Origin of the sequence: Micromonospora sp. HUAS YX12 (assembly GCF_040215685.1) — a bacterium.
In the GTDB taxonomy this organism is placed as follows: domain Bacteria; phylum Actinomycetota; class Actinomycetes; order Mycobacteriales; family Micromonosporaceae; genus Micromonospora; species Micromonospora tulbaghiae.
This window is the reverse complement of sequence record NZ_CP157974.1, coordinates 5,635,944-5,657,542: the sequence shown is the minus strand read 5'-3', so window position 1 is coordinate 5,657,542 and position 21,599 is coordinate 5,635,944. Positions and strand designations below refer to the sequence as shown.

At 68.3% G+C, this 21,599-nt stretch carries 15 protein-coding genes and 3 pseudogenes; 13 read left to right on the top strand and 5 right to left on the bottom strand.

Annotated features, from left to right (window positions below; all coding sequences use genetic code 11):
- Nucleotides 1–122: 122 nt before the first annotated feature.
- The gene (locus tag ABIH81_RS26910) at nucleotides 123–632 is read left to right on the top strand and encodes a hypothetical protein (protein ID WP_349877686.1); all 510 of its coding nucleotides are present in this window, start codon (nucleotides 123–125) and stop codon (nucleotides 630–632) included.
- A 54-nt stretch (nucleotides 633–686) separates the two neighbouring features.
- On the opposite strand, the gene ABIH81_RS26905 is transcribed toward ABIH81_RS26910, so the two are convergent.
- Nucleotides 687–3,686 (bottom strand): BTAD domain-containing putative transcriptional regulator, encoded by a 3,000-nt coding sequence (locus ABIH81_RS26905; RefSeq protein WP_349877685.1) that lies wholly within the window; start codon nucleotides 3,684–3,686, stop codon nucleotides 687–689.
- A gap of 375 nt (nucleotides 3,687–4,061) precedes the next feature.
- Here ABIH81_RS26905 and ABIH81_RS26900 point away from each other — a divergent pair, with 375 nt between their 5' ends.
- Nucleotides 4,062–7,010: a hypothetical protein gene (locus ABIH81_RS26900; RefSeq protein ID WP_349877684.1), complete on the top strand. Its 2,949-nt coding sequence runs from the start codon at nucleotides 4,062–4,064 to the stop codon at nucleotides 7,008–7,010.
- Between the two features lie 110 nt (nucleotides 7,011–7,120).
- Here ABIH81_RS26900 and ABIH81_RS26895 read toward each other — a convergent pair whose 3' ends face one another.
- Entirely contained in the window at nucleotides 7,121–8,578 is a 1,458-nt protein-coding gene (locus tag ABIH81_RS26895) for an SDR family NAD(P)-dependent oxidoreductase (RefSeq protein ID WP_349877683.1), read from the bottom strand.
- A 173-nt stretch (nucleotides 8,579–8,751) separates the two neighbouring features.
- Here ABIH81_RS26895 and ABIH81_RS26890 point away from each other — a divergent pair, with 173 nt between their 5' ends.
- Both ABIH81_RS26890 and ABIH81_RS26885 read left to right on the top strand, forming a co-directional pair.
- A complete protein-coding gene (locus ABIH81_RS26890; protein WP_349877681.1) occupies nucleotides 8,752–9,186 on the top strand; it encodes an NUDIX domain-containing protein in 435 nt (144 codons plus the stop codon).
- Nucleotides 9,187–9,542: 356 nt separating this feature from the next.
- Nucleotides 9,543–9,674 carry a hypothetical protein gene (locus ABIH81_RS26885; RefSeq protein ID WP_349877680.1) on the top strand — a complete coding sequence of 44 codons (132 nt, stop codon included), beginning with the start codon at nucleotides 9,543–9,545 and terminating at the stop codon, nucleotides 9,672–9,674.
- A gap of 246 nt (nucleotides 9,675–9,920) precedes the next feature.
- Here ABIH81_RS26885 and ABIH81_RS26880 read toward each other — a convergent pair whose 3' ends face one another.
- Nucleotides 9,921–10,892: a hypothetical protein gene (locus ABIH81_RS26880; protein WP_349877678.1), complete on the bottom strand. Its 972-nt coding sequence runs from the start codon at nucleotides 10,890–10,892 to the stop codon at nucleotides 9,921–9,923.
- Between the two features lie 93 nt (nucleotides 10,893–10,985).
- Between ABIH81_RS26880 and ABIH81_RS26875 the strand changes: the two are divergent.
- Nucleotides 10,986–11,191, top strand: a pseudogene (locus tag ABIH81_RS26875) (aminoglycoside phosphotransferase); the annotation flags it as partial.
- A gap of 122 nt (nucleotides 11,192–11,313) precedes the next feature.
- Here the strand turns inward: ABIH81_RS26875 and ABIH81_RS26870 are convergent.
- Nucleotides 11,314–11,468 (bottom strand): annotated as a pseudogene (locus tag ABIH81_RS26870) (IS5/IS1182 family transposase); the annotation flags it as partial.
- Nucleotides 11,469–11,740: 272 nt separating this feature from the next.
- Here ABIH81_RS26870 and ABIH81_RS26865 point away from each other — a divergent pair.
- Together ABIH81_RS26865 and ABIH81_RS26860 are read left to right on the top strand one after the other, a co-directional pair.
- Nucleotides 11,741–12,778: a DUF808 domain-containing protein gene (locus ABIH81_RS26865; protein ID WP_349877676.1), complete on the top strand. Its 1,038-nt coding sequence runs from the start codon at nucleotides 11,741–11,743 to the stop codon at nucleotides 12,776–12,778.
- Between the two features lie 597 nt (nucleotides 12,779–13,375).
- Nucleotides 13,376–13,810 carry a hypothetical protein gene (locus ABIH81_RS26860; RefSeq protein WP_349877674.1) on the top strand — a complete coding sequence of 145 codons (435 nt, stop codon included), beginning with the start codon at nucleotides 13,376–13,378 and terminating at the stop codon, nucleotides 13,808–13,810.
- A 451-nt stretch (nucleotides 13,811–14,261) separates the two neighbouring features.
- Here ABIH81_RS26860 and ABIH81_RS26855 read toward each other — a convergent pair whose 3' ends face one another.
- Nucleotides 14,262–15,209, bottom strand: coding sequence for an alpha/beta hydrolase (locus ABIH81_RS26855; RefSeq protein WP_349877672.1), 948 nt, complete (start codon nucleotides 15,207–15,209; stop codon nucleotides 14,262–14,264).
- 82 nt (nucleotides 15,210–15,291) lie between these two features.
- On the opposite strand from ABIH81_RS26855, the pseudogene ABIH81_RS26850 reads away from it, so the two are divergent.
- The 6 genes and pseudogenes from ABIH81_RS26850 to ABIH81_RS26825 form a co-directional block, all read left to right on the top strand.
- Nucleotides 15,292–15,486: pseudogene (locus ABIH81_RS26850) on the top strand (hypothetical protein); the annotation flags it as partial.
- A 21-nt stretch (nucleotides 15,487–15,507) separates the two neighbouring features.
- Nucleotides 15,508–15,978, top strand: coding sequence for a hypothetical protein (locus ABIH81_RS26845; RefSeq protein WP_349881210.1), 471 nt, complete (start codon nucleotides 15,508–15,510; stop codon nucleotides 15,976–15,978).
- Nucleotides 15,979–16,186: 208 nt separating this feature from the next.
- Nucleotides 16,187–18,043 carry a hypothetical protein gene (locus ABIH81_RS26840; protein WP_349877671.1) on the top strand — a complete coding sequence of 619 codons (1,857 nt, stop codon included), beginning with the start codon at nucleotides 16,187–16,189 and terminating at the stop codon, nucleotides 18,041–18,043.
- Between the two features lie 407 nt (nucleotides 18,044–18,450).
- Nucleotides 18,451–19,707 carry an ABC transporter substrate-binding protein gene (locus ABIH81_RS26835; protein WP_349877670.1) on the top strand — a complete coding sequence of 419 codons (1,257 nt, stop codon included), beginning with the start codon at nucleotides 18,451–18,453 and terminating at the stop codon, nucleotides 19,705–19,707.
- Nucleotides 19,708–19,769: 62 nt separating this feature from the next.
- Nucleotides 19,770–20,732, top strand: a complete 963-nt coding sequence (locus ABIH81_RS26830) for a sugar ABC transporter permease (RefSeq protein WP_349877668.1) — start codon at nucleotides 19,770–19,772, stop codon at nucleotides 20,730–20,732.
- Nucleotides 20,729–21,598, top strand: coding sequence for a carbohydrate ABC transporter permease (locus tag ABIH81_RS26825; protein WP_349877666.1), 870 nt, complete (start codon nucleotides 20,729–20,731; stop codon nucleotides 21,596–21,598). The genes ABIH81_RS26830 and ABIH81_RS26825 overlap by 4 nt, the downstream gene beginning before the upstream one ends.
- Nucleotide 21,599 lies beyond the last annotated feature (1 nt).

Here is a 21,599-nt window from a genome sequence, read left to right as displayed (position 1 = left end):
TTCGGGTGGCTACCGGGTGCGGGAAGCCGTACGACGCCAGGCAACCGGCCTGCCGTCTACAAGCGGTCGCCGTCAAACCGTTAGCCTGCCGCAGGCGGCACGGGTCAACAGGGAGACGGGCCATGGGCCTCTGGGATGCCAAGGGTGATGAGGAGCGCGATCACTGGAGCTTCGTCCCGATGGCCAGCGTGGGACCGCTCCGGTTCGGGATGAGTTCCGACGAGGTGGCTGCGGCGCTCGGCGGTGGTGAGCCAGCCGGCAGGGGCTGCGGTTCGTGTCGTGGAGAGTCGTATGAGACGTTCACCGATGCGGGCGTCAGTGCCTACTACATGGACAGGATGCTGTACTGCGTTGCGGTTGACGCACTCAATGGACCACAGGTCACGCTCGGTGGCGTGGCGCTGGTCGGTCGCGTGCCCTCCGAAGTAGAACAGTGGGCATGGGGTCAAGCGGATAGGTGTGGACGAGAGCTGCGTTATACGCACGCTGCGGACCCGGAGTTGGCGGACCTCGGCTTGATCATCCGCGCTCAGCGGGCTGGCGACATCGTTCTCAGCCGACCCGTCTTCCTCAAGGAACGGGCAGAGGTCACGTGGGACTACGTTCCCTCAGAAGAGTGGCGCACTTTTTAAAGGTGTAGCGGTCAAGGTCGCGAACGCCTGCCGGTGCAGCCGGTTAAACACAATTCAGTCGTCGAGCGTCTTCAACAGTCCAAGCGCGCGCGACTCGATCAGCCGGTAACCGGCTTCGTTCGCCATGCGCAGCGCGGCCTTGGCGTGCTCGCGAGCGACGTCGGGCTGCTCGGTGGCCAGGCACACCGCCGCCAGCCCCACCAGGGCACTCGCCTCGCACCACACGAACCGGGTCTGCCGGGCCAGGTCGAGCGCCAGGCGGTGCTCCTCGGCTGCCTCTGCTGGCCGTTCAGCGGCCAGCAGCACGCGGCCGTAAGCCTCGCGTGCCCACGCCTCGGTGCCGGCGTCGCCGATCTCCTGCGTCAACGCCACTGCATGTCGCGCGTCGGCGCAGGCGCGTGGTGCGCGGTCGGTCACTGACCACAACAACGCACGTCCGCTGAGTGCCGTCGCCTCGCCGTACTGATAGCCCAGATCGCGGTTGGCGACCAGCGCCCGGTCGTACAACTCCTCGGCCGCTTCCCGGTCTCCACGGTCGCGGCGGATGCCCGCGAGGTCAACCAGAAGTACCGCTTCGTTGTACCGTGAGCCGCTCCGTTCCGCGCAGGCCAGTGCGTCCCGGATGTGCTGGTCCGCCTCTGACAGCGCGCCGAGCTGCCAGTGTGCGAAGCCGAGGTTGGCGAGGGACATGGCCTCGCCGCCGTCGTTGCGGTATTGCCGGTTGAGCTCCAGGGATCGCTGGGCGCAGTCGATTGCGGCTCGGGGGTTGCCGAGGCGCTGGTGCACCGCGCTGAGATTGTTCAACAGGGCCGTGCGTCCCTCCGGCCACCGGTCATGGGCGTTGATGCTGAGGCCGTCGAGGAGGTGATGGCGGGCTTCCTCGTATCGGCCGGCGGTGACGTGGGCGAGGGCGATGCTCAGGTGCATGCTGGCCTGGGCTGTGAGGTCGTTCGCGGCCTCCGCGGCGGCCAACCCTCCGGTGGCTGCGGACAGCCACTCGGCGCGGCGTCCACGCTGGTGGAACCAGGCGCGTAGGGCGTCGGTGAGCTGCCAGACAAAGCGTGCATGCCCGTGGTCGGCGGCGTGGTTGATCGCCGCGATGACATTGGCTGCCTCTGCGTCCAGCCACGCCGACGCCTCGTCGGCATCGGGAAACGATTGTTCCGGGACCGGCCCGGGGAGCCTGAGGAAGTGGGGGATGAGTTGACGTCCGGCGGCGTCGGCCCTGCTGCGATAGTGCTCAAGCAGACGCTGCCGGGCGTCGTGACGGGTGGTGTCGTCGTCCTCCGTGACGAGCCGGTCCACGGCGTACTGGCGGAGCAGGTCGTGAAACCGGTATCTGTCGCCTCCCTGATGCTCGATCAGGTGTGCGGACGCGAGGGCGCGGAGTGTTCTCGTCGCGATGGGGGGCGCGACCTCCTCGAGCGCGGCGGCGACGTGGGCGGTGAAGCTGCCACCGGGGATCAGCCCGATGTGACGGAACATTCGTTGCTGAGCGGTGGGCAGGGCCCGATACGACATCGTGAAGGCCTTCGTGACCGCGCCCTCGTCGGCACCGTGGACGGTCAGGCTGGTGAGAGGACCGCTCTCGTCGAGTTCCTCGGCCAGTCCGGCGATGTGGGGATGGCCGCTCGTCTGCAGGTTCGCTGCCGCTATCCGCAGTGCCAGTGGCAGGTGCCCGCAGAGGTGGGCGAGGCGAGCCGCGGCGGCGGCCTCGACCCGAACGGCCTCGTCGCCGAGCATCGCCGCCAGCAGCCGTACGGAGTCCGTCGGGCTGAGCACACCCAGCAGCAGAGATCGGGCGCCGGCCCGGACGACCAGCTCACCGAGCCGACGACGGCTGGTGATCAGAACGGTGCCGCTGGGCGGGATCAGCGGTAGCACCTGGTCAGCGTCACGTGCGTTGTCCAGCACCAGCAAGATCCTGCGGCCGGTCATCGTCGAGCGGAACAGCGAGACCCGGCCGTCCTGATCGTCCGGAACGACGCGGGGGTCGACACCAAGCCCACCAAGTAGCTGTCCGAGCGCGGCGGACGGTGTGACGGGTGGGCGCTCGACGTCGAAGCCGCGCAGGTCGATGAACATCTGACCGTCGGGGAAGGCGTCACGTACCCGATGCGCCCAGCGCACCGCCAGCGCCGTCTTTCCGACTCCGGGGATTCCGCTGAGAACCCAGACCGTCGTGGCGCTGGATCCGCCCGACAGCTGGTCGAGATGGGTCATCTCGTCAGTTCTGCCGATGAAACCTGGTACGTCCTGTGGCAGCTCTTCCGGACGGTGCGGGACGCTCGACAGTGCGTCGTCGCGTTCCGCCGGCAGCACCGGATCACCCCTGAGGATGAGCCGGTGCAGGCGGCTGAGCTCGCGTGACGGTTCCAGGCCGAGATCGTCGTACAGCCGGGTGCGGAGATCGCGGTAGACCTCCGATGCTCGATCGGCCTGGCCCTCGAGATACAGAGCTGTCATGAGCTGACCGACGAGGCGTTGCCGATAGGGCTGTCCGGCCACCTGGTCGGACACCTCGCGCACCACTCTCCTCGTGCGACCCAGCCGCAGCAGCGCGTCCGCCCGGTCCTCCGCAGCCGTCCAACGGGCCTCGATGAGACCCGAACAGAGCAGTTGGCGTCCGGAATCGTCGACGACGTCGAGCAGTGGCTCACCTCGCCACAGGTCCAACGCCTGGTCCAGCAACTCCACGGTGGTGAGATCGTCGGAAGAGCCTGCGGCCTGCTGGACGAGGGCGGAGAAGCGGTGTGCGTCGACAGTCGCCGGATCGGTGTGCAGCTGGTAGGCACCGCGCTCGCTCAGCAGCTGCGCGGATGCACCGATCTGCCGGAAGGTGGCCCGTAGGCGCGAGACCATGGCCTGCACCGTCGCTCGTGCGCTGGGTGGGGGCGCCTGCGCCCAGATCAGGTCGATGAGCCGGTCCGCAGGTACCGGTCGATTGGCCTCCAGGACGAGCACCGCCAGGAGCAACCGGGGCTGTCGTCCTCCGATGGCGACGCGGACACCCTCGGACCAGATCTGCACCGGCCCGAGGACCCGAAACTCCATGTGCACTTCCCTGCCGTCGCTGCGTGTGCGGGCCGGCGCGACTCCTCTGCAAGCATTTTGCAAGATCGCTGCATGCGCCGGCCCTGATTATGGTCGAGCCCGCTGACAGTGAGCGGGCGGTACGAGCGTGCGCTTCGCGGCGCGGCCAGCACGGGGGTGGCCGCGAACGACGAGGGGTGCGCAGAGTCCGGTGCGCTCATCCGGGGGCGACGGGCGACGCATCGACTGGGCGACGGCCTTTGGGGGGAGAGGCAGTCGCCGGTGACGTGGCGGGCTTCGAAGATGCCTGCTGGCCGAGCACAACGATCCACCGGCCGGACGCGCCGTCCACCGGACGGCACCGGCACCGGCCGGTCGTCCAATAGAGGGAGTGCGATGAGAAACCCCCTGGCCCTGCTCAGCGCGACAGTTGTGCTGGCAGCGGCCGTGTTGACCAGTGGCGCCGCGCAGGCGGCGCCCGATTCGGCCGCGGCGTCAGCCACCGTGGGAGCCGTCGCGCCGCCGCACACCGAACCGCGAGTCGCCGCCCCGCCGGTCCCGCAACCGACGCCGTTCAAGGAGGCGCCGCTGCGCACCGCCACCGGCAGGACGGCCGCCCCGCCCGACTTCGGCCCCGGGGAACGCGTGCTCTCGGCGTACCACCGGGGGAAGCTCTCCCGCGACGACGCGGTGCGGTATGGCCTGGGCGCGGTGCGCTCGCCCCGGTCGGTGCCGGCGCACCTTCGACCGACCGGGGCCATCCACGACCCGCAGCGGTATCTGACATACCTGTCGATGTTGGCGGCGAGCGCCGATCCGGAGGCGGCGCGGACGATCGCGCCAGATGTCGCGGTGCCTGCCGGCGCCGCCACGGCCGCCGGCTACGACGACTGTGCCGCCGAACCGTACGACTACCTCGGGGTCACCTATCGCTGCCGGGCGTCGGCCGGCGAATTCCTCGTCCTCTACAACATCGCCGGTGGAGGCAGGCCGGGCATCCCGGCGGACGCCAACCCGAATGGCCGGGCGAAGGCGGTGCAGCATCTGCTGAACGCGCTCTCGATCGCCGTCGACGAGTATCGCGAGATGGGCTACCCGCTGCCCGTGCGGGACGGCAAGCCCTGGGTGCTGGTCTACGGCGTCGATGAGATTCCGCTCGTCGGCGGGGCCGGCCTGCCGATCGACGCGCCGTTCGTGCTGCCGTTCGGCTTGAACCAGCAGGCGACCATGCTGGTGCCCAACGGGCAGGACGACTGGGACTACCTGCCGCGGCATGAGCTGTTCCACGTCATGCAGTACCAGTACTGGGATCGGTCCGACGTCGGCCTGGACTACCTGGCCCTCTTCGTGGGCGGCAAGGAGTTCGGCTCGATGAACTGGTGGATGGAGGCCACCGCGGAGTGGGCGACGCGCCAGACCTACGCCCGGGCGCCGTACGTGCCCATCCCCGGCGAGGAGAAGCTGTACGCCCGCAACGTCTACGACGTGCTCAGCAAGCCCGGGGCGGCACTCAACTCCTGGGGCGGGCTGGGCGGCGGTCCGCAGTATGGCGCGTTCCTGCTGCCGACCTACCTCACCGAGCAGGTCGATGCCTCCTTCGTGCGACGCACGTGGGAGAGCATCCGGGACCACGACCATCTGCCGATCGAGGCGATCCGGCACACCGCCGAGGGCTACGGCCTGAACTTCGCGGACATGCTCCTCAACTACCACATCGCCAACTATCGACTGGCCAAGGCGAACGCCGCGCCCGCCCCGACCGTGGACGCCTGGCGCATCTACGGCTACTCGGACTCCGACGCGAGCCTGTGGCGCAGCAACCTCACCGGCGCGAGCGGGACGAGCGGCGACGCCCTCGGGGGCGCCAGACCGGCCCGAAAGAGTCACTCGACGCCCGCCGGCGCCCAGGCGGAGTACCAGGACATCCTGCGTAAGGGCGGTGCTGTCTACCACGACTTCCGCGCGGTCAAGAACTCCGGCGACGCGAGCTGCGGATACTGCTCGACACTGATGGTGGACACCACCAGGGACGCCAACCGCAGATCTGCCGTCGTCGTCTGGTCGCCGACGGGAAGTACCGGCACGCTGGCGAAGTACCCGAGCATCCACACCGTTCGCCATCCCGACGCGGGTGGACTGATCACGGTGCCGGACTTCGCGTACCCCATGGTGGCCACTCTGGTGACCACCTGGACCGAACTGGACATCCACTCCGCCGACGCGGACAGCAGCCCGAAGACGTTCACCACGAATGTGGAGAGCGTGCTGCCACTCACGGCCCGCTCGTGCGCGCTGCGCCCGCTCTCCGTGCGCAGCGTCGAGACCACGGTCGAGCCGGAGGGCGCGTTCAACAGATACGCCGCCAGCACGCCGGACGGCTGGACCGGTGGCGACTCCACGTACTCGGTGAAGCTGCCCGACGGCCGGATCGTCTGGCTGTTCTCCGACACCTGGATGGGCCCGCTCAACAGCGACGGCACCCGCCCGGTGAGCGCCCCCCTGGTCAACAACACCTTCGTCGTGCAGGACGGAGGCAGCCTCTCTACCTACCAGGGCGGCACCGCCGGGGCGCCTCGGGCGTTGATGCCGCCGTCCGGGCCCGGAAAGTGGTACTGGGTCGGTGACGGCCATCTCTCGGGCGGACAACTTCAAGTGGTGTACCAGGAGTACGAGCGTTTCGGCTCCGGTGCCTGGGACTGGCGGTTCAACCGCAATGTCGTCGCCAACTTCGCCCTGTCCAACCTGCGGACCCCGGTCAGCGTCCGGGAGTTGCCCTCTGCCAGCGGGGTCGCCTGGGGCTCGGGGCTGCTGCCGGCCAGCCGCAGCGGCGACGGCTACACCTACGTCTACGGCGTCGACGACTCCCCGATCAACAAGCAGATGCGCATCGCCCGGGTGTACGGCAGCGACCTCGCCAACGGCACCTGGCAGTACCACACGCCGTGGGGCTGGACGCTCCGCGAGCAGAACTCCCGCAACCTGCTGACCGGCATCGCCAACGAGTACAGCGTCACCCCCTGGGGCGGACAGTTCCTCCTCCTCAGCCAGGACAGCACCGAGGCGTTCAGCGGACAGATCAACGCCTGGACGTCCTGCTCACCGTACGGCCCCTTCACCCAGAAGACCCCGGTCTACCGCATGCCGGAACCCGGCCCCTACGGCAGCTACTGGAACCCCAACGTCATCTCCTACAACGCCCACGTGCACCCCGCGCTCAGCTCCGGTGACACCTTCATCGCCTCCTACAACGTCAACAGCATGGACACCCGCGTCTCCCCGGACGCGGACCACTACCGCGATCCGGGCATCTACCGCCCCCGCTTCTTCCGATTCGTCCTCGGATAACTACTGCGGTTCCGCCGGGCGTAGGACACGCCCGGCGGAACCATCGGGCATCACCGGTACCGGTGTGTGCCTCCAAGAGCGCGACCGCGACGTGGGGTCAGCGACGCTGATCACCAGGCGCAGGGCGCGTAGTCCTTCAGGAAGCAGCCGTAGAGGTCTTCGCCCTGTTCGCCGCGGACGATCGGGTCGTAGACCCGGGCCGCGCCGTCGACCAGGTCCAGCGGGGCGTGGAAGCCGGCGTCCGCCAGCCGCATCTTCGTCGGGTGGGGCCGCTCGTCGGTGATCCAGCCGGTGTCGACGCTGGTCATGAGGATGCCGTCGGCCAGCATCTCTTGGGCGCTGGTTCGGGTGAGCATGTTCAGCGCGGCCTTGGCCATGTTGGTGTGCGGGTGCCCCGGCCCCTTGTAGCCGCGGGCGAACTGGCCCTCCATCGCCGACACGTTCACCACGTACTTCCGACGGGCGGTCGCTGCGGCCATCGCCGGTCGAAGCCGGCTGACCAGCACGAACGGCGCGGTCACGTTGCACAGCTGCACTTCGAGCAACTCGACCGGGTCCACCTCGTGCACCCGCTGCACCCAGCTGTTGACCGGGTCGAGGTCCGGGACCAGACCGCCGGCGTCGATGGCGGTGGCTGCCGCGATCCGTTCCGGCGAGGCGGAGCCGCTGGTCAGGGCCAGCGCGGTGAGCGCCTGCGGGGTGACCGTGGCCGACTGCGGCGAGGCGATCATTCCCGCCGGGTCGCCCTGGCCGGCAGGTTTGGCGAACGTGATCAGCTCCGGCAGGGGGCCGTCCGGCAGGGCCGCCGCCTCCGCGGCGACGAGCTGCGCGTACGCCCCGGGCGTGCGGCGGACGGTCTGCGCCGCATTGTTGATCAGGATGTCGAGTGGTCCCTGAGCGCTGACCGAGTCAGCGAGGGCGATCACCTGGGCGGGGTCGCGCAGGTCGATCCCGACGACCCGCAGGCGGTGCAGCCAGTCCCCGCTGTCCGGCATCGCGGCGAATCGGCGGACCGCGTCGTGCGGGAACCGCGTGGTCACCGTGGTGTGCGCGCCGTCGCGCAGCAGCCGCAGCGCGATGTACATGCCGATCTTGGCTCGGCCGCCGGTGAGCAGCGCGCGCCGGCCAGTCAGGTCGGTGCGGGCGTTCCGGCGCTCCCGGTTGAGCGCGGCGCACGGCGGGCAAAGCTGATGGTAGAAGGCGTCCACCTCGCGGTAACGCTGCTTGCAGACGTAGCAGCCGCGCGGATTGTGCAGGAAGCCGGCCGTGGCACCCACGGTAGGGGAGGCGAGCGGGATGCCCTGGGTCTCGTCGTCGATCCGGCCCGGGGCGCCGGTGGCGGTGGCCGCCGTCACCGCGCGGTCGGCCGCCGCGATGGCATCCCGCCGTTCCTCGCGTCGCCGCTGCTTGATCACCTTGTAGAGCTTCGCCGTGGCCCGTTGCACCCGCACCACGTCGGGGTGATCGGGAGGCAGGGACTCCAACGCCTCGAAGACGCTGAGACAGGTCTCCAGCCGTCCGCGGTCAATGCCGTCTTGACCGGTTTCGGTAATGTTGTCCGCCGTCATGCGTCGCTGTCTCGTCCCGTTCCCTGCGCCGGATCTACCCGGCCCGCCCCAAGTCCGACCCGGAACTGTACGCACCGCACGGCCTCCGACGCATCCCGCCTCTGTTCAACAGCCATTGGCTCTCTAGCGAGGGCGCGGGACAGACGCGTCAGGAACGAGTGGAGGAAGGCGCCATGCCCAAGAAGGTGATCACCAACAAGGTTCTCTGCTACGTCGTGCGGGAAGAGCACTTGCTCGTCTTCCGCCACACCGACTTCAGCTACGAGGAGGTGGGCATCCAAGTGCCCGGCGGCAGCGTCCGCCGGGGTGAGGACCCGGCGGAAGCAGCGCTGCGCGAGGCCCGCGAAGAGACCGGACTGACGCGCTTCACCGTCGTGCGCAAGCTGGGGGAGATCGAGTACGACATCAGCCCGCTCCGCTTCGAGATCCAACGTCGGCACGTCTTCGAGCTGGCGCTACACGGGGCGGCGCCCGAGCGATGGACGAGCCAGGAAGACCACGACGGCGAGCGGGAGCCCACCCGGTTCGAGTGCTTCTGGATACCCCTACAGGCCACGCACGTCCTGCAGTCCGGCCAAGGCGCCCTCATCGGCCGGCTGTTCGACTGACCAGGAATCCAACAGCGTAAACCGGGGGAAATGATGCGGGAAGACGAACTGCGGACCTGATCCGGCGCAGCCCATGGCTGATCCGCGTGCTGGGCATGGTTCGGGACTCCGGTCTGCCGGACACCTGGATCGGCGCGGGCATCATCCGCGACCTGGTCTGAAGCGAGCGCTACGGCGACGGCTTCAGCCCGTCGTCGGCGCGGGACGTCGACGTCGTCTTCCTCGACCCGGCACACCTGGTACCCGGCCAAGTTCGGCGGTGCCCCGCAATTCACCATCGCTGACGCCGTCGCCACCGGGCCCGAATACACCACCGCCGTGGCCATCCGTCCCGACGCGGACGACCAGATCACGGCGTGCGCCTCGACGACCTGCTCGACGGGGTGTGGCGGCGCAACTCGACCAGGGTCAGCCCGGAGATCTCCCGGCAACGACTCGCCCGCCACCACCCAACCCAACGCTGGCCCGGCGTCCGCGTCGTGACCTGAGCGGGAGTTCGGACCTGAAGCCGTTCCTGCCGAACCCGGTCCTCGTTCGTGACAACTCCGGCAACGCCAAGACCACTGGCCGAGCGGACTGAGGCTCGCCCGGCCTCATCGCGGCTACGTGAGTTGAACCCAACCGCGCAGGACGATCCATGCGTCGTCACGCTTTCGAGTTGTGCAGCGAGGCCGGACCAACGTGCGGCGGCAGCGCGTACGAACTCGAGGAATAGTCGCGCCTGTGAAGTCGGATCAGTCCTCGCGGGCGATGTCGATGCGCAGGGCGACTGGTAAGCCATCGGCATCCACGTCCAGATGGACAGGAAAGAAGCCGTCACCGACTGAGGTCATCGCCATCAGGATGTCCGCTCCGCCGACCTGGATCACGCCGGCCTCGTGTTCAGAGGCCCTGACCAGACCCATCACCTGCCAGTGATGCGAGTGCGGGCGGAAGTCGAACGCGAATTTCGGTCCACCGGGTTCGTTTCTCCGTGTCTCGATGGCCAGCCCTCGCTGGTACGCCTCCGTGATGGGCAGGTCCACCCACCCGTACGCGACGTCGGCAGTGTCACCGAGCCGGGGCGCGCCGAACTCGGCAGCGACCTGTTCCTGGTCGCGACCCCAGAGGACCAGGTCGGCCAGCCCGTCCAACGGCCTGACGTGCTCCCACGAGCTCAGCGCGTCCGCGTCGGCGAAGACGAACCGCGCGTGGTCGACCCCCAGTTCCCCGAACACCCACGAGTCGGCCACCGGCGCGTCACTGAACTCGATCCGCATGGACTTCCAGCCGTACTCGCCGGGGACGGCGGTGACATGCAGGGGGCGATCAGCCGGTACCTCGATCGGCAGCACCGGAACGCCCATGACGATGAATCCGGGTTCCCGGGCGGCGACCGCGTGCCGGACGCGTTCCCGGTGCGGGACCTGCTGCTCGAACGCGTGCAGGGTTGCGCCGTACCCATGCTCGCGGCAGTGTTCCTCGAACGTGGCGGTGAACTCGGCGACGGCGTGGGCGGGGATGTCGTACAGCCGGGTCCCGGTCTGCCGGTCGAAGGAGTCCGCCGCGGCCTCGGCGTCCGGCCCCACGATCGCGAAGTCGGTTGCCGGGCGTTCCTCGTCGTCTGGCACCCGGTCACCGGACCACAGTTCGAGGTAACCACCGTCCATGATCACCAACTGCCCGGATGGACACGTCACCTCGCCGAGCACCACTTCGACCGCCATGATCATGGAGTGTAGGGCTGGCCTATGAGCAGTAGTTGACGCGATCGGCTGCTGGGTGAACAGGCTGCGCTGCAGAAACTACTGTTGCTCCGCATGAGCCACGCCGAGATCGAAGTCACCGCGGAGCTGGTCGGGGATCTAGTGCGTGACCAGCACCCGACCTCACCGATCGCCCGGTCCGGCTGGGCGCGCGTGGGTGGGACAACCAACTGTGGCGGCTCGGTGACGACCTGGCCGTTCGGCTTCCCTGGGCGACCGGGTCCGCGGACGCGCTGCTGCGCAAGGAGTACGCGCGGGTCCGGTGCCGGCCGGGTCCGCAGCGGGTGACGCGGATGCGGTCGAGGTCCGTGGTGAATTGCGGGCTGTGACCGCGGTGCCCGGCCGTGACGACGGTGGCCAGGACCTTGCGACCCTGCTCGCAGGCGAGGTGGGTCTTGGTGGTCCACCCGCCGCGCGAACGGCCAGCGCATGATCGGCAGGCTCGGCACAGATCCCGCCCGGTGGATCTTTCTGCCGGTGCCCGTCACGACGGGCGCCGGCGGCGTGTTGATGGGCGCGGCTGATCGTGGAGTCGACGCTGACGCTCCAGTCGATGCGCCCGGCCGTATCGGCGGCGGCTTGCAGCCCAGCCAGGATCCGGGCGCAGGTGCCATCACGCTGCCAGTGGCGGAACCATCGATACAGCGTCGGCCACGGGGCGTAGTTGGCGGCGGGTCGTCGGCTGGGCGCGATAGCCGCTCACCTCGAGCTCTCGCCCGATATACGACCGGGCGGTGGCGTGCCGCGCACAGGGACCTGAGCAAGAATGGGCCAGTTCGAACTCTGCGCAACCCTGGAAGGATCCTCCCTTGGCCAGTGGACTCGTAGCCCTGCTGGATGACGTGGCGGTGCTTGCCCGAGCCGCTGCCGCGTCGATCGATGACATCGGGGCGGGCGCCGCGAAGGCCGGCGCCAAGGCTGCGGGCGTCGTCGTCGACGATGCTGCCGTCACGCCGCAGTACGTGCGGAGCCTGGCGGCCGAGCGCGAGTTGCCGATTATCAAGCGCATCGCCCTGGGGTCGCTGCGCAACAAGTTCTTCATCATCCTGCCGGCGGTGCTGCTGCTCAGTCAGTTCGTGCCCTGGCTGCTCACTCCGATCCTCATGCTCGGCGGCGCCTACCTCTGTTACGAAGGCGCGGAGAAGGTGTGGGCCAAGATCGCCCATCACGATGCCCACGGCGCGGGCGAGGAAAAGGTGCAGGACGAGACCACACTGGTGTCCGGGGCGGTACGAACCGACCTGATCCTCTCTGCGGAGATCATGGTCATCACCCTTAACGAGGTGATCGATGAGGCGTTCTGGTCCCGCCTGGCGATCCTGGCTGTCGTCGCCGTCGTCATAACCGTCCTGGTGTACGGCGTGGTGGCCCTGATCGTAAAGATGGACGACGCCGGTCTGCGCCTGTCGCAACGTTCCGGCGCCGTCGCCACGTTCGGCCGCGGTCTGGTGAGGGCGATGCCGGTAGTCCTCACCGTGCTGACGGTGGTCGGCACCGCGGCGATGTTGTGGGTGGGCGGGCACATCCTGCTGCTAGGCACGAACGAGCTGAACCTGCACTTCCTGTACGAGGCCGTGCACCACGTGGAGGTCGCCGCCCACGACGCCACGGGTGTTCTCGGCTGGCTCGTCGGCTGGCTCGTCAACACGGTGGCCAGCGCGATCCTCGGGCTGATCGTCGGAGCGCTGGTCGTGCTGGTCATGACTCTCACGCTCCACCGCCGCAAGTCCAAGGCTGCGGCTGCGACTGCGGCGGCCACGACTCGTACTGACGGCATCATCCCCGCGCCGCCGAGCCGTGCAGCTCGGCGTCGCGACGCTCCTGCGGACCGAGCGTCGCGCGGTTGACCGCAAAATCATCGCAACTCGACCACGGGGACAGGCGTTCTGGTGCTGAACCGCGCTCGGTACTCCAGCCGCACCTGGTGGAGTCGGAGTCTTCGCTGGTAGTGGGCGGTTTTGGTGCAGTATTGGTGTCGTCGTCGCCATCGTGACCTACCGACTCGAAGACCGCACCCTCGGCCGCGTCCCCGCAGCCACCAAGACCAACGACTAAAGATCACCCAAACCAAGATGGTCCAGTTTCAGCCGGACCACGGTGGTCATGTTTGAGGGCGGCGTTGACACGGTGGACGGCCCGGGCCGTCCGCGGGCCAGTGGCCGCACCGTTCGATGCCAGACCGCCTGTCGGCTCCGCCTGAAAGGCTAGGGTTGGGGCGGCGTTGACAGGAGACCACCGGCCGTACCGTCCGTCGCTGGAACTGACCGTGGCCGCGGTCGGGGGCGGTGTCGGTCACCTTGGCGGAGGCTCCCCACAGCTCAGTCGGCAGACCGAGGCGGTACCCGACCTAGAGCCGGACTGCCCCTTCTGTCCTTAGGGTGGTGGGAGGCGCCCTCGCAGCGGGCCGGCCGTCCGCCCCTCGTTCACGCGACGGGAGAGACCCCATGAACTCCACGTTTGCCCGACGGTTGACGGGCGCGGTCGGCCAGGTCGCGTTGGGCGCGATGCTGCTCGTTGCCGGCATCGCCCACCTGACAGTCGCGCGCCAGGAGTTCTTGGCGCAGGTGCCCTCCTGGCTCCCGCTCGACGCCGATCTCGTCGTCGTCGCCTCCGGAGTGGTCGAGATCTGTCTCGGGCTGGCCCTGCTCGCGGCTTGGAGACAGCCTGTACGCGGCCTCACCGGAGCGGTCGTAGCGGCCTTCTTCGTCGCGGTCTTCCCGGGCAACATCGCTCAGTTCACCGAAGGGCGTGACGGATTCGGCCTGGATACCGACGCGGCACGGGCGGTCCGCCTGCTCTTCCAGCCGCTGCTCGTGCTCTGGGCGCTTGCCGCCACCGACGCGGTTCCTGCGCTCCGCTCACTGCGACGTCGCCCCTGACACACGAACCGAATCCAACGACATCGTCAGCCCGTTTGCCGCTCGCTACCTGGGTGCCAGTTGCAGATCATCTCTGATGGCGACCATGGATGCCCAGATGCCGTCGCCCCACCGACACGAACCCCATGCCTGCGAGCAGCGTGTCACGATGAACGGGTGGGCCGTTCCCGACGGTCGCGACTGCGGCGACCGGGTGGACGCCCGGACTTTGACGGGTGCGCTGTTGATGGGGGACCAGGGCGCCGTGGACCTGGCGATGCCCTGTCGTCGCCCCTCGCTGATCAGAGGGCATATCCGATCGATGGATGTGCCCTCTTCTCGCATCCGGGTTCACCAACTGAGTGACTACGCCTCAGGGTCGAAGATCCGATCCATGGCGGGCCGCAGAGGTCGGCCGATCTGCTCGATGCTCACGCCGCTGTCCGACAGCGAGAGGGCCGGGCATGAGGGGCTATCCGTGTGGGAGGAGCCGGCCGATGAAGGCGTCGACAGCCTGTCCCAGCTGAGTCAGCCCGGGCTCCTCGATCGGCAGGTGCCCGGCCCGGTCCAGCAGCACGAGTTGCTTGTTGGCAGCGATGCGGTCGTAGAACGGCATGCTCAGCTCGTGCGGTGTCCAGCGGTCGGCTGCCGGGTGGGTCATCAGCACAGGGCAGGCGGTGAACTGTTCAGGTTCGACGGGCGGGGCTGATGACAGGAAGGTCCGCAGGAAGTGAAGTGTGACGTGGTTTCCGCCTCCCGACGGATCGGCTCTGACCAGCATGTTCAATGCCGGATCGTTGCTCATCGCGCCCATGTTCGCTACCCAGCGCATGGGTACGCGAAGTGGGTCCAGCCATCGCATTCGGTGCAGCATCGGCACCGCGATGCGGCCCATGGTCGGGATGCGGGTCATTCGCATCCGGACCGCGAGATCGCGTGGGTCGAGCAGGCAGGTCACGACCAGCCCGGCGACATCCCCGCGCGCGGCGACCGAGTAGGCCAGCATCCCGCCCATGCTCGCGCCGAGGAGGAACACAGGGCGTACGTCTCGTGCCCGCTCGGTCGCGACGAGATCGGCGACGCAGTCAATCCACTCGTGGTAGGCGACCGGCCGCTTGCCGGTCCTGGTCATTCCGTAGCCGATGAGGTCCGGAGCGATCACTTCCAGCGGTGAGGCGTGCGTCAGCAGGCGCGCGTACGGGGCCAGCATGCGTCCGTAGCCGCCCGCGCCATGCAGCAGGATGAGCTTGGCGGGCGCGTCTGGTGCAGCCCACCGGTCCAGGTGAACGTCTGTGTCGCGCCACCGCCACCATTCCTCGGCCGGGGCGTTGCCGGCGCCGCAGCGTAGGTGCACGGGGTAGAACCGCTGATAGTCGAGCCAGTGCGTGACGTCCTGGTAGGTGCGCCGCTCGGCGCCCATCCTGCCTCCCACCGAGTCGGGCGCACCCGACCGTCGCCATCGGACACGTGTAGTCAGCCGTTTCGCTGCCCACGGCTATGATATGAGGAAATACTCGCTTTCAGGTACTCGCGTTGGGGGCACCCCGTTGCCGTCCAGGCCGTCACCGCATCAGCCGAGGAAGACGCCCCAACAGCAGCGGTCGTGGCGAACACGTCAACGCATCCTCGACGCGGCAGCTCGCGTTTTCGCCGACTACGGACATGCCGCAGGCACCACCGACCGCATCGCAGAGGCCGCCCGGTTGTCCGTCGGGTCGGTGTATCAGTACTTCCCGAACAAGGACTCGATCCTGCTGACCCTCGCCCTCGCCCACATCGACGACGGCGCCAGAGCGATCCGGACCAGCCTCGCAGACTTCGCCGGCCAATCCGTACGGCTGGAGGAGTGGCTGTCGGCCGTGGTCGCCACGTACGCCGATCTGCACACGCGCAATCCGCGTCTGCACAAGGTGCTGTTCGAGGAGTCCCCCCGCCCGCCCGAACTGCTGATCCGGTTCCGCCAGGCCGAACGTGACGCGGTCAAAGCCGTCGACCGGCTCCTGTGCCAGGACCGAAGCCTGGACCTCGCCGACCCGGCACGGACGGCCCGCATCGTGGTCGCCGTCATCGAGTCCCTGGTCCATCGGTTCGTCAGCCAGCAGCCAGACGGAATCAACAACCAGGAGCTGACCAACGAGATCGTCGCCCTGCTGGTCACCTACGTGCGGGCCGACCGCACGGAGAAGTAGCGCATGATCCAGGGCGATGCCCGCCGGCTCGGTGGCTGCTGGAAGAACGCCAGACGAGCATGGACGCCAGGGGACCGTTGCCTGGGGGCAAGGGGTGGCCGGTCCGAATCCGGCCGTCCCGACGAAGAAGAAGCCCTGACCAGCGGACACCAGTGCGGACGTGACCCTCCGATGCCGACGTGAAGCGATGTCGCGGCAGAATCGGCGGATGACCGACGCTTCTTTCGATGTCGAGAGTCGCTGGGCGGATGCCGCCCGCGCCGGCAGCCGCATCGACTTGCGAGACGGCGAGGCCCGGCGACCGGTCTTGCGTGCGTCGGTGCTGATCGGGGTGCTGCACGAGTTGGGCGCGTCAGACCGGTCGAGGGTGGTGTGGATCGTCGGTGCACGGGTGACCGGCCGTCTCGACCTGCGTTTCGCCGAGATCGCCGCGCCGATCCGGTTCGAGGAATGCGAGTTCGACGAGGTTCCTGACCTGAGTTGGGCCAGGCTTCGTTACGTCAGCTTCGCCGAGTGCCGCCTACCTGGACTGATCGCGGGTAACGCGGCGGTGGACGGTGACCTCTCTCTGACCGGCGGCATGGTGACCGGCACGCTGGACCTCGGGGCTGTTCGAGTCGCCGGTGACGTGGTGCTCGACGCGCTCCGGGTGAGCGTGCCCGGCGGCGAGGCGGTCGTGGCGGACAACGCCGTCCTGGGCGGCCGCCTGTCGGCACGGGCGGCGCGCTTCGACGGCTCGGTCCGCCTGTACCAGATCAGGTGCACCGGGCTTGACGTCGATGACGCGGTGTTTCATGCGCCCAGCCGGTGGGCCCTGGCGGCGGAGAGCGTCAGCATCGACGGAGGCTTCTTCGCACGTGGATGCGTCTTCGACGGCGAGGTGCGGATGCGCCACGCCAAGGTCAGCGACGCGCTCACCTTCACCGGATCCACGTTGCGCAACCCGGCGGCCGTGGCGCTACGCCTCGACCGCGCGACGCTGGGCGGGGGCCTGTGGCTCGGCGACGGAGCCACAACGGTCGGCGAGGTGCGGGCAGTCAGCGCGCACATCAGCCGCACACTCAGTCTGGTAGCCGGCGTCTTCGAGCACCCGGAAGAGGTGGCCCTGCGGTTCGACGCGGTGACCGTCGAGGGAACGATTGACGGACGACGGGGCCTGCAAGTACGCGGCGCGTTTCGCCTCGAGGACGCCGTGGTGAGCGGCCCGATCCGCCTGGAGGGCGCCACACTGGACAATCGCGGCGGCGACGCGCTCGCCGCTGACGGGCTGCGGGCCGGGTCGTTGCTCAACTGCTGCGACGGCTTCACGGCCACCGGAGGCATTCGGCTGACCGGCGCGCAGGTCGGCACCCGGCTGTGCTTCGACGGGGCGACACTCGCTGACGGCGGCAAGTCAGTGGGTTGCTGGCGGCTGCAGGCGGGCGAGATCGCGATGCGGTGGTCCGCTACGCCGGGCGGCTCCGTCGACCTCCGGCACGCCCACGTCGGCGTGCTACGCGACGACCCGGCTACCTGGCCGATGGTGCTGCTGCTGGACGGTTTGACCTACGACATCCTCGAACCCCACCCCGGCGTGCCCGAGCGCATCGGCTGGCTCTCACGCGACCCCGACGGCCACCACAGACAGCCGTACGAGCAGCTGGCGACCGTGCTGCGGGGCCAGGGCCGCGGCGAGGACGCCCGCCGGATTCTGCTCGCCCGGCAGCGGCGCGACACCCGCCGCGCCCGGCCGGGATCCCGGCTCTGGGGCTATCTCCAGGACGCCACGGTCGGCTACGGATACCGACCGCAGCGCGCCGCCGTCATCTTCGCGGCGTTACTCGTGGTGGGAGCCGTCCTTTTCGGTGTCCATCCGCCGGCTCCGGCCGAGCCGGCGAAGGCGCCGCAGTTCAACCCGCTGGTCTACACGCTCGACCTGCTACTGCCGATACTGGAGTTCGGTCAGCAGAGCGCCTTTCTGCCGAAGGGCGCCTACCAGTGGGCGTCGTACGCGTTCATCGTCGCTGGCGTGATCCTGGCGACGACGATCGCGGCCGGTCTTACCCGCTCACTGCGCCGAACCTGAGTCGGCAGGCGGTCGTAGGCTCCGAACCTCTTCCGGGCGGCAGCTGCGTCAGGGCGCTGTCCGGGCGCGGGCGAGAGAGCCGCCAGTGGCTTCCCTCGCGCAGTGTCGCGCCACTGGCTCCGAAACTTTCGGCACTCGTCCGATCAGAAGGCCACCCTGCCGTCCCGCCCTCTTGCTGGCAGTGAGGTTGTTGACGGATGACTGGGCGCTTAGTAGCCTCAGCGCACAAAATCATGGCATGTAAATATCTCGATAAGTTTCGGAGGTGACGATCTCGCCGACGACGGGGCCACGGCTGACTCGTCGGTGAGGCCACTCGCCGGCTTCTGCCTGCGCGTCCCCGCTGGTGAGAAACCGTCGCCCTGATTCGCCGCGACCACCGCCGCACGATCACCGATGGAGGGCCGTTGAAACGCGTCCGGACCACCGCAGCCGTCATCGCCACCGTCGCGCTCCTCCTCGCCGGCTGTGGGGGATCAGATGGCGAGTCCGACTCGAAGACCTTCGAGTTCTGGTCGTTTGCCAACATCAACCAGAAGGCCGACGTCGACGTCTACACCAAGGCGCACCCGGATGTGCGCGTCAAGCTTACCGAGGTGGGCAGCACGACCGAGACCGCGCAGGCGCTCACCGCCGCGCTGGCCGGTGGCAAGGTGCCCGACCTGGTGCTGATCCAGGCCGACGACCTGCCGAAGTTCATGCAGTCCCCGGACAACTTCGTCGACCTCACCACGCTGGGCGCCGGCGACATAAAGGGCAACTACCTCGACTGGGTGATGGCACAGTCGACGACCGAGGACGGCAAGATCATCGGCGTGCCGACCGACGTCGGCGGCTTGGCGGTCGCCTACCGTACCGATCTGTTCAAGGCGGCCGGTCTGCCCACCGACCGGGACGAGGTCGCCAAGCTCTGGCCGACGTGGGACGAGTTCATCAACGTCGGCAAGACGTACGTGCAGAAGACCGGGAAGCCGTTCGTGGACAACACGCCGACGAGCGTCTTCTTCCAGGCGGTCAACCAGGGCAGCCAGCGCTACTACAGCGCCGACCGCAAGCTGGACTACGACAACGAGCAGGTCAAGGCGGCGTTCGACGTGACGCTGAAGGCTTTCGGCGCGGGCATCTCCGCCAAGCAGGGGTCGTTCTCGTCCGGCTGGACCGCGGCCATGAAGAAGGGCGACTACGCGGTGGTGTGCTCACCGTCCTGGATGCTCAGCCAGATGAAGACGAACGCTCCCGAGACAAGCGGTAAGTGGGACATCGCCACCATTCCCGGTGGCTCGGGGAACTGGGGTGGCAGCTTCCTCGCCATCCCCAAGCGCGCCAAGAACGCGAAGGCGGCGTGGAACTACATCTCCGAGATGCAGTCGCCGAAGGGCCAGCTGGAGCACTTCCTGATGCAGGGATCGCTGCCCACCACCCCGTCGGTCTACAGGGACCCTCAGCTGGTCGGGAAGACCGACCCGTTCTTCAGCAACGCACCGATCGGCAAGATCTACACCCAGTCGGTGCTGGGGATCAAGCCCTTCTACTTCGGCCCGCAGGACGGCCCCATCGGCACCGAGTTCCTCAACACGCTCACCAGCGTCGAGCAGGGCAAGGTGGATCCGGCCAATGCCTGGAACACCGCGCTGACAAACGTCAAGAACGCCGTACGCGAATGACGGAGGGCTGATGGGCGGCGGCCGGGTTCCGCCCGGCCGCCGCCCATCGGGAAGGTGACGCTTTGACCACCACGCTCACCCCGGCCCCGGCCGCACCGGACGTCCGGAGGCCTCATCGCAAGCGGCGGATCCGGCAGGGCGTACGGGAGTTCCTGGCGCCGTACGCGTACATCTCGCCGTTCTTCGTCCTGTTCCTGATCTTCGGCCTCTTCCCGCTGCTGTTCACCTTCTACATCTCCCTGTTCGACTGGGATCCCATCGGCGAGCACCGCTTCGTGGGGCTGGACAACTTCTCCGAACTCCTGGACGACCCGCGCTTCTGGGGAGCCCTGCGGAACACGTTCAGCATCTGGGTGTTGTCGACGGTGCCGCAGTTGCTCCTGGCGCTCGGCCTGGCCCACCTGCTCAACCACGCGCGGCTGCGGCTGGCCGCGTTGTTCCGGATGTCGGTGCTCGTTCCCTATGTCACCTCGGTGGCGGCCACGACCATCGTCTTCGCCCAGATGTTCGACCGGGACTACGGCATGATCAACTGGTTCCTCGGGCTGCTGGGCTTCGACCACATCGACTTCACGGCGTCGCTGTGGGGCAGCCACATCATGATCGCCACGATGATCGCCTGGCGCTGGACCGGATACAACACACTGCTGTACCTCGCCGCGCTGCAGGCTGTTCCCCGGGAACTGTACGAGTCCGCCGCCGCCGACGGTGCGGGCGGCTGGAAGCAGTTCCTGCACATCAGCATCCCGTCGCTACGGCCGATCATCGCGTTCACCGTCGTGACGTCGACCATCGGCGGGCTGCAGGTCTTCACCGAGCCGCTGCTGGCCAACCCGGTGGGCGGACTCACGTGCGGGGCGGCACGGCAGTGCCAGACCGTCACCCTCTACCTGTACGAGCAGTCCTTCGGGCAGTTCCACTTCGGCTACGGCGCGGCGGTCGGCGTCGCGCTCTTCGTCATCGTGGTGGCCTTCTCCGGACTCAACTACCTGCTGGCCACCCGCATCCGTTCGGAGCGCCCATGAAGCCCGTACCCCCGACCGCCGCGCCCAGGCGGGCCAGGCGGCGCCAGGCCAACCGCGTCCCGTTCCCGGTGTACGCGCTGCTCACCCTCATGGCGCTCGTCAGCGTCTTTCCGCTCTACTGGATGTTCGTGGTGGCGACGACGGACTCCGCCACCGCGACGACTCTCCCGCCGACCCTCACACCCGGCGGCAACTTCCTGCACCTTGCGGAGCTGGTCTTCACCATCGTGCCGTTCGTGCAGTCCCTGCTCAACAGCCTCATCGTCGCCACCACGATCGCCGTGGGCCAGGCGGTGCTCTGCGCGTTGGCCGGCTTCGCCTTCGCCAAGCTGTCCTTCCCGGGCCGCAACACGCTGTTCCTGATCGTCGTGCTGACCATGACGGTGCCGGCGCAGCTGGCCGTGGTACCGCAGTACCTGATCATCTCCCAGTTGAACTGGGTGGACAGCCTGCAGGCGGTGATCGTTCCCGGGCTGGTCAGCGCGTTCGGCATCTTCTGGATGCGCCAGCACATCGGCAGCACCATCGACGACGAGCTGATGCAGGCGGCGCGGGTGGACGGCGCGACCACCTGGCAGATCTTCTGGCGGATAGCCTTCCCGCTGGTCCGCCCGGCGGCGTACGTGCTTGGGCTGTTCACGTTCGTCTACGCGTGGAACGACTTCCTGTGGCCGTTCATCGTCCTGAAGTCGCCGGAGAACTACACCGTCCAGATCGCCATCAAGGCACTGCAGCAGAACCGGGACATCGACCTGGGCCTGGCGATGTCCGGCTCCTTCCTGGCCACCATTCCGCTGCTGGTGTTGTTCGTCTTCGTCGGACGCCGTCTGGTGCAGGGAATCATGGAAGGCGCGTTCAAGGGGTGAG